The following is a 14,364-nucleotide window of genomic DNA, read 5'->3' as shown; positions in this document are numbered from 1 at the left end:
CGACGCGACGCGATGTATGATCCAGCGGGGTCTGCGAGATCCCTCGTCACATCCACAGAGGGGGTTGGAGCGATGAAGCGTTTGGCTCGCACGAAATACCTGGGAATCCTCGGATCCATCGGCCTCGTCGGCGCTGCACTGGCGATGCCAGGCGCGCAGTCGCTCGCGTCGGCGTCTGATCCGCTGGTGCCGGTGTCGCAGGGCATCGGTGCCGATGTGCTCTCGCACGCCACCCCGACGGGCACCACGGCTGGGTCGACGATGATGCGGGTGTCGTTCATCCTGAAGATGCGCAACCAGGGACAGCTTGCCTCTCGGGTGGCTGCTGGTTGGCGTGGTCCGTACCTGACGCCCCATGAGTTCGCGCTCGAGTACGGCCAGACCGAAGAGTACATCCTCGCGCTGCGTGGGTTCCTCCGTGAGTTCGGCATCAGCTCCCAGGCCATGAGCGATGGCCTCGATGTCACCTCGCAGGGCACGGCCGCACAGTACGACAAGGCCCTTGGGATCTTGCTCGAGAACTTCACCGTCACCACCAGGCCCGCAGCCAGTGCGCCCGCGACGACCCAGACGGTCTACGGGACGCGCAGCGCGCCGCAGATGCCGTTGAACCTGGCGTCGAACATTCTGGCCGTGCTCGGGTTGTCGAACTACGCGCCCTACGAGTCGCTCGCGGTGCCCGGCATCAACCAGGTCGCACCCACGGCTGGGTCGTCGCAAACCGCAGCACCCACCGATCAGCTGCCGCAGGCCTTCACGAGCGACTACAACCTCACACCGCTCCAGCAAGCGGGCTACCTCGGTCAGGGGCAGACCATCGGCATCGTGACCTTGGCGAGCGTGAACCCTTCGGTGCCGATGTACTTCTGGAGGAACATCGCGCACGTCGTGACGTTGCCGAATCGTCTTGCGCTCGTCAACGTCGACGGCGGTGCAGGGCCGGTGTCGCTGAACGCTGGCTCCGACGAGACCACCCTCGACGTCGAGCAGTCGGGCACGATCGCGCCGATGGCCAAGATCGTCGTGTACCAGGCGCCCAACACCGACTACGGCTTCGTCGACGCCTTCTACGAGGCGGCCAGCCAGAACGTCGCCGGCTCCGTCTCGTCGAGCTGGGGTGAGTCCGAGACCGCGATCCAAGCTGCGGTGGACGCAGCGCAGGAGTCACCGGGGTATGCGGCCTCGTTCAACCAGGCCTTCCTCGAGATGGCGGCGCAGGGACAGTCGAACTTCATCGCGAGCGGCGATTATGGGGCCTACAACCCAGCTCGTGACATCGGCACCACCAACCTCGGCATTATCTCGCCCTCCGACTCCCCCTACGACACCGCCGCTGGCGGCACGACGCTCCCGGGTACTCAGACCTACCCGATCATGGCGAACGGGACCCAAGTCGGCACCGAGTCGGTGACCATCCCGCAGCAGATGACCTGGGGCTGGGACTACCTGTGGCCGATGTACATCGCACTCGGCTTCCAGAACGAGGCCCAAGCAGCCACGAGCTTGCCGGTGGGATCAGGCGGTGGCTACTCCACCCTCTTCGGCCGTCCGCTCTACCAACAGGGTCAGATGGTGGGGGCAGGGAGCTACTCGGCCTATGAGTTCTTGACGCCGATCGATCCACAGCAGGTCGCACCAGGCCTCGTCGAGCCGACGCAGTTCTCGTTCAACCCTGCCCCGACGCTTCAGACGGGCATGAGCGGTGGCCGCGTCACGCCGGACCTGGCGTTCAACGCCGACCCCCAGACCGGCTATGCGGTCTACGACCCACAGTTCCAGAGCGTCTACGGGTCAAAGCTGGTGGACTTCGGTGGCACGAGCTTCATCGCGCCTCAGCTCAACGGGACCGACGCCGTCTACGAGAGCGCCCTCGGGGGCGTACGGCTCGGCTTCTGGAATCCGAACATCTACCGCTTCGCGACCTCGACGTCGTCGCCGTTCACGCCGCTCGATTCGAACACCATCGACGGCTCGGCCTACTACAGCGGCCAGATCGGCAACGCCCAGCTTGCGATCTCCGGTGAGTTCACCAACACGAACGACTTCTACACCGGCTCCCAAGGCGCCGTGTTCAATCCGGGATCGGGCCTCGGCTACGCGGACCTCACGCAGCTGTTCCGCAGCTTCCAGACCGCGATCCCGAGAGAGCTCGGCGACTGAGCGGCCGCGTCGCAGGGACGGCCTCGGGCACCACGACGCCCGAGGCCGCGCTGCTCGACGACCACGCCGAGCCGCGCGGGTCGACGTCGACGTGCGAGATCCCTACTGTCGTGCGGTGCGCTCGTCCAGCGTGACGACGCAAGGGTAGGGTGCGTCAACCCTCGAGGAGGGCCTCCACGAGTGCCTCGATGAGCCAAGCAAACAGGTCGAGGAGTCCTCGATCATCGGTGACGCTTCGGGTCTCCGCGAGGACCAGCCGACCGAAGTTCAACGCGCGCATGAATTCATCAGCCGCGTCGAGATCGAGGCGCTCGACGTCGCGGACACGCTTCGCCCAACGACCGATGAGCGACTGGGCCTCATCGAGGGTGCCGCCGGCATCACCTCGGCTCGCGAGCGACGCCTCGGCTTCGAGCAACGGGTCGTCGTAGAGCGGCGGAGCAACCCGCCAGGCTTCCTCGCGTCCCGACGCAACGATCCCAGCGACGAGCTCGAGACTCCGACTCACAACATCTCGAGCTTGCGCCGACAGCACCACCACGACGACGTCGCCATCACGGACGAACGGCCCGGCACTCACGCGCGCGACACCGTGGCCCACAAGCCATAGGCATGCAACTTTGACGCTGCATCTTCCATGTCCTCGCGCGACCCGGTCGCCACGATGGCCTTGCCCTCGTTGTGAACCTGCATGGTCAGCTCGGTCGCCTTGACCTTGGAGAAGGCGAAGGTGGCCTGCAGCACATAGATCACATAAGAGATGAGATTCACTGGGTCATCCCACAGAATGGTCGCCCAGCTCTCTTCGGTGCGAGTCTCGGCTACCTCTTCGGACTCGACCGGCGCAAGGGCTGGTGACGGTGACATCGACCACGCACCTCCCGAGACGAACACCACCAAGGCTAGCGTCCGTCGCGATCGCTAGTCGGCAGCCGCGACGGAAGGCGCCTGCTGCGGCGCGACCGCGTGGTCCGCCCTGCGCGTCGAGGGCACGCGGAACAGCAAGAGGTAGTAGCGGTTCATCGCGAGCCAGATGACCGCTGCACCAAGGATGTGGAGCGCGATCAGCCACTGCGGCAAGCCCGTGAAGTACTGCGTGTAGCCGATGATGCCTTGGAGAGCGCCCAGCCAGAGGATGCTCCGAGCCGCACGCTGGATCTGTGCGGGGTAGCGCCCCTGGTGGAGCAGGAACAGGTCCGCGAGCGTGAGCGCAATGAAGACGAGGGCGATGTCGGCGTGCAGGTAGGTCACCTGCAGCATGGTGAGGATGTGCAGCCTCTTGCTCCCCGGGGATCCGGAGTAGGGTCCGGTACCCGCGACCGCCGTACCGACGAAGACGAGCGCACCGAGGACGAGGAACATCACCCGCGACAGCCACAGCACCTCGGACGAGACCGCCAAGGTTGGGCGTCCCTCGGGCTGGCCGGCCTTGTGGTAGATCACGACGGCATTCCATAGCACGACGAGCGCGAGCAAGAAGTGCGCCATGACGAAGGGGGGTGCGAGCTTCTCCAGCACGGTGATACCGCCGAGCACGCTCTCGGCGACGACCTCGACGACGAGACCGAGCGACCACCACACGAGGTCCCGCCGGAATGGACGTCGCAACAGGGCCACCACCCAGGTCAAGGACATGAGCAGGCCAGCGAAGAACGTGACGACCCGATTCGTGAACTCGATCATGGGGTGGATCTCGAAGCCCGCCACGAAGTGGCCGGTCGTGCAGTCGGGCCAGGTCGGGCAGCCGAGCCCTGACTGCGTCAGACGAACCACGCCGCCGGTGAAGATGATGAACGTCGACACGCCGAGCGTGGCGAGCGCCACACGTCGGAAGACTTGCGGCGAGACCGGTACGGCCGACCGAACTCGCTCGACGACGGGATGCATGGCTCTATCCTACCGACGCTTCGACGGCCCGCTCTTGGCGGATACTCAGGCGCTCCACCGGAACAGCCGAGACGCCGCGACCGGTGCGACGACTGCCCAGGCGACGAGACTCACCCACGCCCACAGTGGCGCGCTCCCGCCGACAGCGATGCCATGGAGCAGCACGGTGGCCGCCGGAGCTGCTGGGAGCACCTTGGCGATATCGGCGACTGGGCCCGGCAGACTCCCGAGCGGCACCACCATCGCGCCGAGACCGAGGAGCACCAGCCAGAGCAGGGTCGACAATCCGAGCACGAGCTCTGCCCGCAACGTTCCTCCGAGCACGAGACCGACACCAGCGAACGCAGCGGTCGCGAGCACCCAACCGACGACGAACTCGATGGGATTGCCAGCTGGGTGCCACCCGAGCACAGCCCCCACGACGAGCAGGAGTACCAACTCGACGATCTCGAGTCCTGCGACCGCCACGAGCTTCGCGGCGATCACCCCACTGCGTCCGAGGGGCGTCATCCCGAGACGCTTCAACACGCCGTAGGAACGATCGAAGGCGACGGTGATCGACTGCGAGACCATGCCAGAAGCCATGATGCCGAACGTGATGGCGCCGTTGAGAATGAAGTTGACGCGCGAGATGCCGCCAGGCACCGGCAATACCTTGACCTTGGAAAACAACACGAGACCGAGGATCGGGATCACGATCGTAAGGAGGGCGGCTTCGCCTTGGCGGAGGACGAGCTTGAGCTCGGACACCGCCTGGGCGCGTACTGGATGGGCACTCATGTCGTCTCCCCGCGGTCCAGCAGGCGCAGATAGATCGACTCGAGGGACGACTCCACCGTCTCGAGTGGACCGACCTCGGCGCCGAGCTCGTCGAGCACCGCCGCGAGCGACGCGACCAACTGAGGGGTCGGCGAAGCCCCGACGTGCACCCGATCCTCGGCAACGAGCCGAACCTCGACCCCGAGTCGTGCCGCCAGCACGCTTGGGTCCAGCCTGCCTCGCACGGTGAACTCGACCCCGGCCTCTCCGAAGCGCTCCCGAAGCTCTGCGGGACTCCCGGCGGCGACGGGCATGCCGTGGTCGATGATCAGCACCCGATCCACCATGCGATCGATCTCCTCGAGCTCATGGCCGGTGAGCAGCACCGCGACGCCCGATCCGGCGAGCTCGGCGACCAAGTCCCGGATGGCGCGCTTGCCGACCGGATCGACGCCTGCCGTCGGCTCGTCGAGGAAGACGACCCGTGGACGGCCGACGATCGCGAGGGCAAGGAGCAACCGCTGCTTCTCGCCGCCCGAGAGTCGACGAAAGGGCGTCGTCGCAACGGGCGCCAGCGCCAGACGATCGACGAGCTCAGCGACGGGCCAGGGATCGTCGTAGAACTGTGCGTAGATCTCGAGGGCTTCCAGGGCCCGCATCCGCGGCGGGACGCCTCCCTCTTGGAGCATCACGCCGACCTTACGCGCGAGGGTGCGCTGGTGCCGCCACGGATCGGTGACGTCGAGCACGCGCACCTCGCCACGAGCCGCCCGTCGGTAGCCCTCCAACGTCTCGACGGTCGAGGTCTTGCCCGCGCCGTTCGGACCGAGGACGCCCACGACCTCCCCGAAAGCGACGTGCAGCGACACGCCGCGGACGGCCTCGAACGAGCCGTAGCGCACGACGAGGTCGTGGACCTCGAGAGCATCCTCCATCGCATCGCTAGTCTAAGGCTGCATGATCGACCTCACGGAGCTGCGCGCCCACCCCGACGACGTCGCACGGCGCCTCGCGTCCCGCGGGATCGACCCCGAGGTGGTCGCCCACCTCGCCACGATCGATCAGCAACTCCGAGCGGTGATCACCGAGCGTGACCAGCTTCGAGCCGAGCTGCGTGCCCGCTCTCGCGACATCGCCGAGGCTCGCCGCAGCGGTCGAGACGCGACCGAGCTGCAAGAGGGCGCCCGAGCGCTCGGTAATCGGCTCGACGAACTCGAGCAGCGCGTCGACACCTTGACCGGCGATCGCGACGCGATCTGGCTGACCTTGCCCAACATCCCGAGCCCGAACGCACCCATCGGCGAGGACGAACACGACAACCGTGTGGTACGCCAATGGTCGCCGGAGACCGGCACGGTCGAGCCCGACGTCGATCTCACGTCCACCACACCCAGCCATCGTCGCGTACCGCACTTCGAGATCGGTCGCGAGCTCGGCATTCTCGATCTCGAGCGCGCAGCGAAGCTCTCGGGATCGATGTTCGCGCTCTATCGCAACCTCGGGGCACGCCTCGTCCGCGCTCTGACGAACTTCGCGCTCGATGCCCACGCAGAGGCCTTCGAAGAGATCCATCCTCCGACGCTGGTCCGTCGCGAGACGATGGTGGCAACGGGCCACCTCCCCAAGTTCGCCGACGACGCCTACGTGATGGAGCGCGATGATCTCTACGCGATCCCGACGGCCGAGGTGCCGCTCACGTCGCTCTACCGCGATGAGATCCTCGACCTTGCGATGCTCCCCATGCGCCTCACCGCCGCGACCCCGTGCTATCGGCGCGAGGCAGGGTCCGCAGGGCGCGACACCAGAGGCCTGCTGCGTCTCCACGAGTTCGACAAGGTCGAGATCCTGGCACTCGTCGCACCCGAGGATGCCACGAGCATGCACCTCGAGCTGCTCGGTCGGGCAGAGGCGCTGCTCCAGCGCCTTGGCCTGATCTATCGTGTCGTCGACCTGTGCACTGGGGACCTCGGACAGTCGTCCGCCCGCACCTTCGACCTCGAGGTCTACGCGCCCGGTGTGGACGCGTGGCTCGAAGTCTCCTCGGTGTCATGGTTCAGCGACTATCAAGCGCGCCGGGCCAATGTGCGGTTCCGCCGGGAGCCGGCGGCGCGGCCAGAGTACGTGCACACCCTCAACGGCTCGGCGCTCGCGTGGCCACGCGTCATCGCTGCCCTCCTCGAGCAAGGTCGCGAACCCGATGGGTCGATACGCCTGCCCGATGCGCTGGCCCCCTACCTCGGCACCTCGAGGCTCGAGGCACCCAAGACCGCTTGAGCCAGCGCCCCACCGATCGCAGGTCGTGTCGCACCACTCACGACGGAGCCCGACTGCATCGCCAAGGACGCTCACGACAGCCCCGGCCGGTGGCGAGCTGGGTTGACCCACGACAAGGACGCATCGCCGTGATTTCGACCAACACCGAGCGGGCGCTAGCGTAAGCGCCATGAGTGTGAGCTCTTCGGGGGTCAGTCTGGCCCAGATCCTGTTCTCCATCGCCCTCGGTCTGATCGCGTTGGGGATCGTTGCCTTCGCTGCCTACGTCGTCGCGACGACCACCCGCAGCACCCGGTGGTTCAGGAGGCAGTCATGACGTCGCCAGCGACGCCGGCTCCGGCTGGAGGGCGCGCAGTACGAGCGCGCGCCTCGATGTATCGAGGCAAGACCGGCCAGTGGGCGTTCATCCTCCATCGGGTCACCGGCTTCCTCGTCTTCATGTTCATCCTGCTCCACATCGTCGACGTCGCCACGCTGAACGACCCGCACGTCTACGAACAGATCCACCAGCTCTACGGCAACATCTTCCTGCGCCTGTTCGAGGTCGGCCTGCTCTTCGCCCTCCTCTACCACGCGCTGAACGGTCTGCGAGTGATCATGATCGACTTCTTCCCGGGCGCCGTCCGCAACGAACGAGCGCTCTTCCAGGCCATGCTCGGACTCAGCGTGCTGCTGACGATCGTCGGTGGCTACTACATCGTCAAGCCGTTCTTCGTGGGGGTGCACTGACATGGCCGTCTTCGCCACTCCTCGGAGCGCACGACGACCTCGCCAGAACTTCGAGACCTGGGCATGGCTCTTCATGCGGGTGTCCGGGATCGTCCTGTTCTTCCTGGCCCTCATCCACATGTACATCATGCACATCGAGAACGACGTGACCCAGACCACCGTGGCGTTCGTCGCCCACCGCTGGTCGAATCCGCTCTGGCGCCTGTTCGACTGGCTCCTCCTCGCCCTTGGTCTGCTCCACGGCGGTAACGGCCTTCGGACCATCGTGAACGACTACGTGCACCGCCCCGTGACCAAGGTCATCACCAAGTCGCTGCTCTACGGTGTCAGCGGCGTGCTGTTCCTGCTCGGCACCATCACCGTCTTGACGTTCCACTGATCCGAACGCATGGATCGTGCCGCCGTCGAGCTCCGCTGGTGTAGCGTCGACCTCCTCCGAGCGATCGCGACGGCGGAACGCGCTCCCGACTGGGCCCCGGACTTCCCCGACGACATCGACCGAGGCGTCGCGCAGCGCTTCCTCGAGCTCCACGAGGCGGGCGTCGGGCCTGAGTTCCCGTTCGGCCCGTTCGTGATCGTCGACCTCGCCAAGGGCGTCGTCGTCGGCTCCATCGGCGCGCACGGCAACCCGATCAACGGTGAGGTCGAGATCGGCTACGACGTCATCAAATCCGAACGGGGGCGAGGCATCGCGACGGCGGCGATCCTCAGCCTCACGGCGACGCTGAGCGCGGAGCCTGGTGTCGAGGTGATCGTCGCGCGTGTCGCACGACACAACACCCCCTCGGCTCGAGCCCTCCTCGCCGCCGGCTTCGTGCAACGCCCAGCGGCCCCGACCGTCGGGTTCGACGCCTTCGAGCTCGTCGCCTCGCCCTCGGTCGAGCACTAGGGACCACCACTCCGCCCGCGAGGCCTCGCCGTCGGTCATCGCACCCCGGCCTGCCACCTGTGGCGACGCCGAACCCAGTCGCTGGTAAGGTACAACTACTCCAACTCGACCGGTGGCCTCGACCACCCAGATGCACACAGGGAGTCTGCATGGAGCACCGTGTCCTCACCGAGGAGATCTTGTTTCGCGGCGCGGACGGCGACCTCGTCCAGGGGTTTCTCGCGCGACCGCTGGACGCGACGGTCCACGGCTCGATGGTCGTGATCCATCACATGCCTGGCTATGACCAAGCGACGAAGGAGATTGCCTACCGCTTCGCTCGCCACGGGTATGCCACGCTGATGCCCAACCTCTACTGGCGCGAGGCTCCGAACGCGGCTCCGGACGAGGCCGCGGCCATCGCCCGCGCCCAGGGTGGGGTGCCAGACGAGCGTCTCATCGGCGACGTCGCCGGGGCACGGGACTACCTCCGTGCCGCCCTCAGCGCCAACGGCAAGGTCGGTGTGATCGGCTACTGTTCTGGCGGTCGACAGAGCTTCCTCGCGGCATGCGCGATCCCCTTCGACGCAGCGATCGACTGCTACGGCGCCTTCGTGGTGAACGAGCCCCCCGAGGGAGCCCCGGTCAGGGTGCGTCCGGTCATCGACCGAGCTCCCGAGCTCCACGCCCCGCTCCTCGGCCTCTTCGGCAACGACGACTCGTTCCCAGCCCCTGACGAGGTACGTCGACTCGACGAAGAGCTCACCCGACTCGGCAAGGCGCACGAGTTCCACTCCTACGACGGTGCCGGGCACGCCTTCTTCAACACCGCTGCACCCTCGTACCGACCCGAAGCAGCGAACGACGGTTGGCAGCGGATCTTCCGCTTCCTCGGCGAGCATCTCGCCTAGCCATGTGCACCTACGCGACCGAACACGCCCCTCTCACGGGGCGCGCACGTACCCCGGAGGGCTGGGAGGCCGTCGACCAGGCGACCGTCTACTTCGACCACCCCGTGGCGTTCCCAGCGACCCATTCGCTCAACATCGACGTCTTCGCTCGCGAGGCCACCGGCCTCAGGCGCCTCAGTGCGCTCGAGCTCGATGTCGCAAGCGCCCGCGCCCTCGCCACCGCCATCTTGTCGCTGCTCGATTCGACGCCTCCAGAGCTTCTCGCCGAGTCGGCCACCACGGGTGCGTGAACCCAGCGAGCATGACGCGACCGCACGCCAGAGCCTCCTCGGGGCGCACGCCATGACGTAGTGGCGCGCGCTCCGATCGGCGCCACGGGAGCGATCCCGGGGCCGCCTCGGCTCGTGGCGCAACGATCGGCGTTACATGCCGATCAGGACGGAGCACACCGGCCACTGACCCCAGCCAGCTCGAGCCAGCAGTTGCTCGGCGGCTTGGTCTTGCACCGCTGGCGGAGCCTGGTTGGGCAGGCCACCGTAACCCAGCGCAGCCCAGGTGCTGGCCGCGAACTGGTAGGCACCGTAGTAGCCGTTGCCGGTGTCGGCCTGGTAGTTGCCCCCGGACTCGCAGTCGCGCAACGCGAGGAGCTGCGCGGCGGTCGCGGGCCCCGACAGCGACGTCGGCGAGGGCGGCGGCGGAGCCAGCAAGACCTGGACGGCTTGGGCCGCTCCGCCGGGAGCCGGCAAGGGAGCTGCCGCCTCAGCCGCGATGGCCGAGGCCAGCTGCGAGTGCACCTGGGCCAGTTCGGCCTCGGTGGCCGCAACCCGTTGGCTGAGCTGAGCGCGTTGCGCCTGATCCTGCACCAGCTCGGCCTCGGTTGCCCGAACGCGCGCCGCGAGCGCTGCCTGCGTCACCTCGATCTCGAGACCGGCCTGCTCGTAGGCCGAGAGCGCCTGGGTGATCGACGAGGAAGCGACCTGCTCGTAGCCCTGCGTCAGCCCGACCGAGCTGTAGTTCGACCGCAGCGACGCCAACACGCTCGAGTATTGGCCTGCCGTCACGAACTGCTGATCAGCGGCCGTCACCAGGACTCGACGCGACCGCGCGATCGCAGCGTGCTCGGCTCGTAGCTGCCCCTCGAGGATGGCCTCAGAGGCCTCGTTGGCCGCGATCGCGGCCTGAGTCTCTTGGATCTGCACCGTGATGGCATGCACCGAGGCCCCCAGGTTGGCAAGCTGTGCCTCGATAACCTGTGCCTGAGCCTGCAGCGACTGCACGGACGACGACGGGGCCGTCGAGCCCCAACGCGCGACAAAGCCACCGCTCACGAGGAGCGCCAGCGTCGCAGCAGCTCGTCGCCACTGCGCCCATCCATGAGCTTCTGTCATACGTGGCGCCATACGGCATCACCACCAGCGCGAACACGCCGGGAACGGGGAGAAGGCGCCACGCCTTCCACGACCGCGGTGACGTCCATCCGTATGGACGTGTCGAGTTTAGCACGCGCTCAGCCGTCGGAGCCGTCGTGGCGCCGACGACGGCGCTTCGCGGCGTACATGGCGCGATCGGCCTGAGCAAGCGCCGTCCCCAGCGAGTCGTTGCCAACCTCGGCAAAGCCGCCCGAGACGCTCGGAAACGCGAGTGCCATGCGCGCGAGGATCGATGCGCCGTCCTTCAAGCCGAGATGCAAGCAGCAGAACTCGTCGCCCCCGATACGAAAGGCCTGGTCTTGATCGTGGAGCGTCCGCGTGAGCGCCGCAGCGAAGTCCCGCAGGAGGGCATCGCCGGCCTCGTGACCACGTTCATCGTTGGTGCGCTTGAGCGCATCGAGGTCCCACAGCGACACGAAGAGCGTGGTGTCCTGTCGTGCGGCTTCGGCCACGGCGACGTCGAACGCACGCTCGAGGGCCCGTCGATTGCCGAGACCGGTGAGCGGATCGACGAGCGCAGCAGCACTCAGCTCACGCTCGCGATGGGCAAGATGCTCCACGAGCCCGTGGATCATGTAGCCGAGCAGGGCGGCGAGCGCCAGGGCGAGCACCGCGCCGAGCAAACCCACCGGGTGCACGAGGGCCGTGGCGACCAGGAGCACGCCGGCGAACGCGAGCCCCACCCGCCCGCCGATGAAGCTCATCGCGTACACGCCCACCCCGGCAAAGAGGAGCAAGGTGGAGCGGATGACGCTCGCTGCGATCAAGGTCGTCACGGCATCGACCGGCACCGAGAGCTGGAGCAGGGCGCCTGCACTCGCGACGGTCGTGACAAGGAGGTTTGCCCCGAGACCGAGTCGGCGACGCGCGAGCCATCCCACCAGCGCGGCCAGCGCGAACGAGGCGTCCGACACCCGCAGCGCCCACCCACCGATGACGAAGGCGGGCACCATGGTCGGCAGGAGCAGTGCCGTGGCGATCCAGGTGTAACGGCTCGCACGTTGCCACAGCTCAGGCGGTAGCGCCGAACTGTCCCCTCCACGGCTCACGAGCTGCCCCTGTCACTCTGCCCCAGCATGGCGCCTTGAGCGCACTCAGCCTAGGACGACGCGACCGACGGCACGATCGGCACACGCAGACGGACCAGCGTTCCTTCACCCAGGCGAGAGAAGATCTCGATGGTTCCGCCCAGCAGGCGCGCGCGCTCGCGCATCCCGACGAGCCCGAGACGACCGGGCACGGTTGCCTCGGGCTCGAAACCCACGCCACGATCGCGTACGGTCACGACCAAGTCGTCGCCGACGCGTCGAGCGCGCAGTTCGGCAGCGTCGGTCGCGGCGTGACTCGCGACGTTGTTGAGTGCCTCCTGGCAGATGCGCATGACGGCGAGCCCCCGCTCGGGCTCGAGCAGCAGCGTCAGATCGTCGAGCTCGACGTCGACTTGGACCTCGAGGTCGGGATAGCCGTGTGCGACGGACTGGAGCGCCTCGGCGAGCCCGAAGTCCTCGAGCACCTGACGTCCCGGGTCGCGCACGAGCCGTGACACCTCGGCGTTCGCCGCGCGAACCAGGTCCCTCACCACCGTGAGCTCCGACGCGAGCGCCGGCGGTGCGCTGGCTCGAAGCCCCTCGAGACGGTACGCCGCGGCGTGCAGCGACTGGGCGACGCCGTCGTGGAGGTCGAGCTGGACGCGACGGCGCTCGGCCTCCTGGGCACGGATGAGTTCCGTCGCGAAACGCTCGAGCGCGGCCTCACCGGTGACGAGCTGGTCTGCGAGCAGCGCGTGCTCGAGCGCCCCGACGAGGAATCGACCCGCCGCCTCGATCACGGAAGCCTCGTGCTCCAGGTCAGCGATCGCCTCGCGCCAGTGCACGTTCAGCACCCCGACGGTCGGCCTTCCGTCGCGAGCGAGTGGCACCGACACCAGCGAGGTGAAGTGCTCCCCACCGAGCTCGGGTATATAGCGATACCGGTGGTCCGCCCACTTGTCGGGCACCACGGCGGCACGACCGGTTTGAGCGACCCATCCTGCGATCCCGTCACCGAGGCCGAGCTGGATGCGACCCACGACTCGATCGAAGGGCGGGGTGGCCCCGATCAGGGTGAGGCGCCCGCGCTCGTGATCGACGGCGTGCACGAAGCACACGCTCGCATCGACCGCCTCGACGACGAGCGCAGCGGTGCGGCTCGCCACCTCGCCGACCTCGAGTGGCGCAACCAAGAGCTCGGCAAGACGTCGGTAGAGGGTCAGCTCACGCGCACTCATCGGAACCGCACTTCGCGCAGGGCAACCGCGATCGCCTCGGCGCGTCCCTTGACCTTGAGCTTGCGATAGATCGAGGACAGATGCGTCTTGACGGTCTCTTCTCCCAGGAACAGTCGCTGCGCGATGTCTCGATTCGAGAGCCCCTTGACCACCAGATCGAGGATCTCGCTCTCGCGCTGCGTGAGTCCGAGGTGTGCTCCCGGCCAGAACTCACCGAACTGCAAGCGGGCTGCGAGCAGGGCTACTCTGCCGGCGAGCGCAGCATCGATCATCGTCTCGCCACCTGCGGCCCGCTCGAGCATCCCTACGAGCTCTTCGCCTGAGGCCTGCTTGAGGAGGTAGCCTCGCGCACCGGCGCGCAACGCACGAAAGAGGTAGGCCTCGTCGTCATAGGCACTGTAGAACACGACGGGCACCGCCACGCCACGTCGCTGGAGGTCCTCGAGGATCTCGAAGCCCGAGTCGTTGGTGAGCCTCGCATCGGTCACGATGAGATCAGGGTGCACGCTCTCGAGCACCTCGAACAGCTCGGCCCGCGTCTTCGCCGACCCGACCATCGTGACCCGGTCGGCGTAGGGCGCAAGCATGGCACGCACCCCGTCGATGATCACCTGGTGGTCATCGACGAGCACGATGGTCACGGCCATCACGACCCTCCGCTGACGGGTGGGATCACGACGACGGTCGCACCATCGGCGAGAGGCTCGTCGAGGTCCACCACGCGATCGCCGATCGCAAAGCGACACCGTTCGAGCAGGCCACGCAGTGGCTCGCCAGCACGCTCGACCAGCTCCTCAACCACGTCTGCGACCGTGGCGTCGGGCTCGAGCGCGACCTCGATGACGCTGGACCCGATCGCCTCGCGGACCGGACCGAGGAGTTCAAGCGAGACCCGCACGCTCAGGCCTCGTCTCGCTCGCCCCCTCGGACACACGCTGCCGCGGATCGGGCAGCGTACGCGTCGGCTCGATCTCGGCGTGCAGGACCTCGAGGAAGGCCTCGACCTCCGCTTCGAGCGTGTCGACCTGCGCGAGCAACGATGCGAGCACGACGGGGTCACACGATGCCTCACGCTCCACG

19 protein-coding genes are annotated in these 14,364 nt (G+C 67.3%); 8 read left to right on the top strand and 11 right to left on the bottom strand.

Features of this window, described 5'->3' with window-relative positions; all coding sequences use genetic code 11:
• The first annotated feature begins 72 nt into the window (after nt 1-72).
• The gene (locus tag AFER_RS00995; RefSeq protein WP_015797670.1) at nt 73-2,160 is read left to right on the top strand and encodes a S53 family peptidase; all 2,088 of its coding nucleotides are present in this window, start codon (nt 73-75) and stop codon (nt 2,158-2,160) included.
• Nucleotides 2,161-2,314: 154 nt separating this feature from the next.
• Here the strand turns inward: AFER_RS00995 and AFER_RS00990 are convergent, their stop codons facing one another.
• From AFER_RS00990 to AFER_RS00970, 5 genes are read right to left on the bottom strand one after another with little or no spacing between them, the layout of a single operon-like run.
• On the bottom strand, nt 2,315-2,740 hold the full coding sequence (locus AFER_RS00990; protein ID WP_015797669.1) for a hypothetical protein: 426 nt from the start codon (nt 2,738-2,740) through the stop codon (nt 2,315-2,317).
• Nucleotides 2,737-3,027 (bottom strand): ATP-dependent Clp protease adapter ClpS, encoded by a 291-nt coding sequence (gene clpS, locus AFER_RS00985; protein ID WP_015797668.1) that lies wholly within the window; start codon nt 3,025-3,027, stop codon nt 2,737-2,739. Before clpS ends, AFER_RS00990 begins: the two co-directional genes overlap by 4 nt.
• 54 nt (nt 3,028-3,081) lie before the next feature.
• Nucleotides 3,082-4,047: a COX15/CtaA family protein gene (locus AFER_RS00980; protein ID WP_015797667.1), complete on the bottom strand. Its 966-nt coding sequence runs from the start codon at nt 4,045-4,047 to the stop codon at nt 3,082-3,084.
• Between the two features lie 45 nt (nt 4,048-4,092).
• The gene (locus AFER_RS00975) at nt 4,093-4,827 is read right to left on the bottom strand and encodes an ABC transporter permease (RefSeq protein ID WP_015797666.1); all 735 of its coding nucleotides are present in this window, start codon (nt 4,825-4,827) and stop codon (nt 4,093-4,095) included.
• A complete protein-coding gene (locus AFER_RS00970) occupies nt 4,824-5,741 on the bottom strand; it encodes an ABC transporter ATP-binding protein (protein WP_015797665.1) in 918 nt (305 codons plus the stop codon). The genes AFER_RS00975 and AFER_RS00970 overlap by 4 nt, the downstream gene beginning before the upstream one ends.
• A gap of 22 nt (nt 5,742-5,763) precedes the next feature.
• Here AFER_RS00970 and serS point away from each other — a divergent pair, with 22 nt between their 5' ends.
• From serS to AFER_RS00940, 7 genes are all read left to right on the top strand, one after another.
• Entirely contained in the window at nt 5,764-7,080 is a 1,317-nt protein-coding gene (serS, locus tag AFER_RS00965) for a serine--tRNA ligase (RefSeq protein WP_015797664.1), read from the top strand.
• Between the two features lie 169 nt (nt 7,081-7,249).
• Entirely contained in the window at nt 7,250-7,396 is a 147-nt protein-coding gene (locus AFER_RS12185; protein ID WP_015797663.1) for a hypothetical protein, read from the top strand.
• Nucleotides 7,393-7,809 (top strand): succinate dehydrogenase, cytochrome b556 subunit, encoded by a 417-nt coding sequence (gene sdhC / locus AFER_RS00960; RefSeq protein ID WP_015797662.1) that lies wholly within the window; start codon nt 7,393-7,395, stop codon nt 7,807-7,809. Before AFER_RS12185 ends, sdhC begins: the two co-directional genes overlap by 4 nt.
• 1 nt (nt 7,810) lies before the next feature.
• Nucleotides 7,811-8,188, top strand: a complete 378-nt coding sequence (locus AFER_RS00955; RefSeq protein WP_015797661.1) for a succinate dehydrogenase/fumarate reductase transmembrane subunit — start codon at nt 7,811-7,813, stop codon at nt 8,186-8,188.
• A gap of 9 nt (nt 8,189-8,197) precedes the next feature.
• Entirely contained in the window at nt 8,198-8,698 is a 501-nt protein-coding gene (locus tag AFER_RS00950) for a GNAT family N-acetyltransferase (protein WP_015797660.1), read from the top strand.
• Nucleotides 8,699-8,847: 149 nt separating this feature from the next.
• The gene (locus tag AFER_RS00945; protein WP_015797659.1) at nt 8,848-9,588 is read left to right on the top strand and encodes a dienelactone hydrolase family protein; all 741 of its coding nucleotides are present in this window, start codon (nt 8,848-8,850) and stop codon (nt 9,586-9,588) included.
• A gap of 2 nt (nt 9,589-9,590) precedes the next feature.
• Entirely contained in the window at nt 9,591-9,878 is a 288-nt protein-coding gene (locus tag AFER_RS00940; protein ID WP_015797658.1) for a DUF6295 family protein, read from the top strand.
• A gap of 132 nt (nt 9,879-10,010) precedes the next feature.
• Here AFER_RS00940 and AFER_RS12740 read toward each other — a convergent pair whose 3' ends face one another.
• From AFER_RS12740 to AFER_RS12175, 6 genes are all read right to left on the bottom strand, one after another.
• Nucleotides 10,011-10,976 (bottom strand): transglycosylase family protein, encoded by a 966-nt coding sequence (locus tag AFER_RS12740; RefSeq protein WP_083769426.1) that lies wholly within the window; start codon nt 10,974-10,976, stop codon nt 10,011-10,013.
• Between the two features lie 119 nt (nt 10,977-11,095).
• Nucleotides 11,096-12,067, bottom strand: a complete 972-nt coding sequence (locus AFER_RS10685; protein ID WP_015797656.1) for a GGDEF domain-containing protein — start codon at nt 12,065-12,067, stop codon at nt 11,096-11,098.
• A 50-nt stretch (nt 12,068-12,117) separates the two neighbouring features.
• On the bottom strand, nt 12,118-13,284 hold the full coding sequence (locus AFER_RS00925; protein WP_015797655.1) for a GAF domain-containing sensor histidine kinase: 1,167 nt from the start codon (nt 13,282-13,284) through the stop codon (nt 12,118-12,120).
• On the bottom strand, nt 13,281-13,931 hold the full coding sequence (locus AFER_RS00920; protein WP_015797654.1) for a response regulator: 651 nt from the start codon (nt 13,929-13,931) through the stop codon (nt 13,281-13,283). The genes AFER_RS00925 and AFER_RS00920 overlap by 4 nt, the downstream gene beginning before the upstream one ends.
• Entirely contained in the window at nt 13,931-14,182 is a 252-nt protein-coding gene (locus AFER_RS12180) for a MoaD/ThiS family protein (protein ID WP_015797653.1), read from the bottom strand. The genes AFER_RS00920 and AFER_RS12180 overlap by 1 nt, the downstream gene beginning before the upstream one ends.
• The gene (locus AFER_RS12175; protein ID WP_015797652.1) at nt 14,166-14,363 is read right to left on the bottom strand and encodes a hypothetical protein; all 198 of its coding nucleotides are present in this window, start codon (nt 14,361-14,363) and stop codon (nt 14,166-14,168) included. Before AFER_RS12175 ends, AFER_RS12180 begins: the two co-directional genes overlap by 17 nt.
• Nucleotide 14,364: the final 1 nt, after the last annotated feature.

It is taken from the genome of Acidimicrobium ferrooxidans DSM 10331 (assembly GCF_000023265.1).
GTDB classification, from domain to species: Bacteria; Actinomycetota; Acidimicrobiia; order Acidimicrobiales; family Acidimicrobiaceae; genus Acidimicrobium; species Acidimicrobium ferrooxidans.
The sequence above is the reverse complement of the archived record's forward strand: the minus strand, read 5'-3'. Positions and strand labels throughout refer to the sequence as shown.

What these genes read in the sequence shown, in the direction of transcription:
- AFER_RS00995 (WP_015797670.1), top strand. Translation starts at nt 73, where the DNA reads ATGAAGCGTTTGGCTCGCACGAAATACCTGGGAATCCTCGGATCCATC.
- clpS (WP_015797668.1), bottom strand. Translation starts at nt 3,027, where the DNA reads ATGTCACCGTCACCAGCCCTTGCGCCGGTCGAGTCCGAAGAGGTAGCC.
- AFER_RS12185 (WP_015797663.1), top strand. Translation starts at nt 7,250, where the DNA reads ATGAGTGTGAGCTCTTCGGGGGTCAGTCTGGCCCAGATCCTGTTCTCC.
- AFER_RS00920 (WP_015797654.1), bottom strand. Translation starts at nt 13,931, where the DNA reads ATGGCCGTGACCATCGTGCTCGTCGATGACCACCAGGTGATCATCGAC.
- AFER_RS00950 (WP_015797660.1), top strand. Translation starts at nt 8,198, where the DNA reads ATGGATCGTGCCGCCGTCGAGCTCCGCTGGTGTAGCGTCGACCTCCTC.
- AFER_RS00980 (WP_015797667.1), bottom strand. Translation starts at nt 4,047, where the DNA reads ATGCATCCCGTCGTCGAGCGAGTTCGGTCGGCCGTACCGGTCTCGCCG.
- AFER_RS00945 (WP_015797659.1), top strand. Translation starts at nt 8,848, where the DNA reads ATGGAGCACCGTGTCCTCACCGAGGAGATCTTGTTTCGCGGCGCGGAC.
- AFER_RS00955 (WP_015797661.1), top strand. Translation starts at nt 7,811, where the DNA reads ATGGCCGTCTTCGCCACTCCTCGGAGCGCACGACGACCTCGCCAGAAC.
- AFER_RS00940 (WP_015797658.1), top strand. Translation starts at nt 9,591, where the DNA reads ATGTGCACCTACGCGACCGAACACGCCCCTCTCACGGGGCGCGCACGT.
- AFER_RS12740 (WP_083769426.1), bottom strand. Translation starts at nt 10,976, where the DNA reads ATGACAGAAGCTCATGGATGGGCGCAGTGGCGACGAGCTGCTGCGACG.
- AFER_RS00975 (WP_015797666.1), bottom strand. Translation starts at nt 4,827, where the DNA reads ATGAGTGCCCATCCAGTACGCGCCCAGGCGGTGTCCGAGCTCAAGCTC.
- sdhC (WP_015797662.1), top strand. Translation starts at nt 7,393, where the DNA reads ATGACGTCGCCAGCGACGCCGGCTCCGGCTGGAGGGCGCGCAGTACGA.
- serS (WP_015797664.1), top strand. Translation starts at nt 5,764, where the DNA reads ATGATCGACCTCACGGAGCTGCGCGCCCACCCCGACGACGTCGCACGG.
- AFER_RS00970 (WP_015797665.1), bottom strand. Translation starts at nt 5,741, where the DNA reads ATGGAGGATGCTCTCGAGGTCCACGACCTCGTCGTGCGCTACGGCTCG.
- AFER_RS00925 (WP_015797655.1), bottom strand. Translation starts at nt 13,284, where the DNA reads ATGAGTGCGCGTGAGCTGACCCTCTACCGACGTCTTGCCGAGCTCTTG.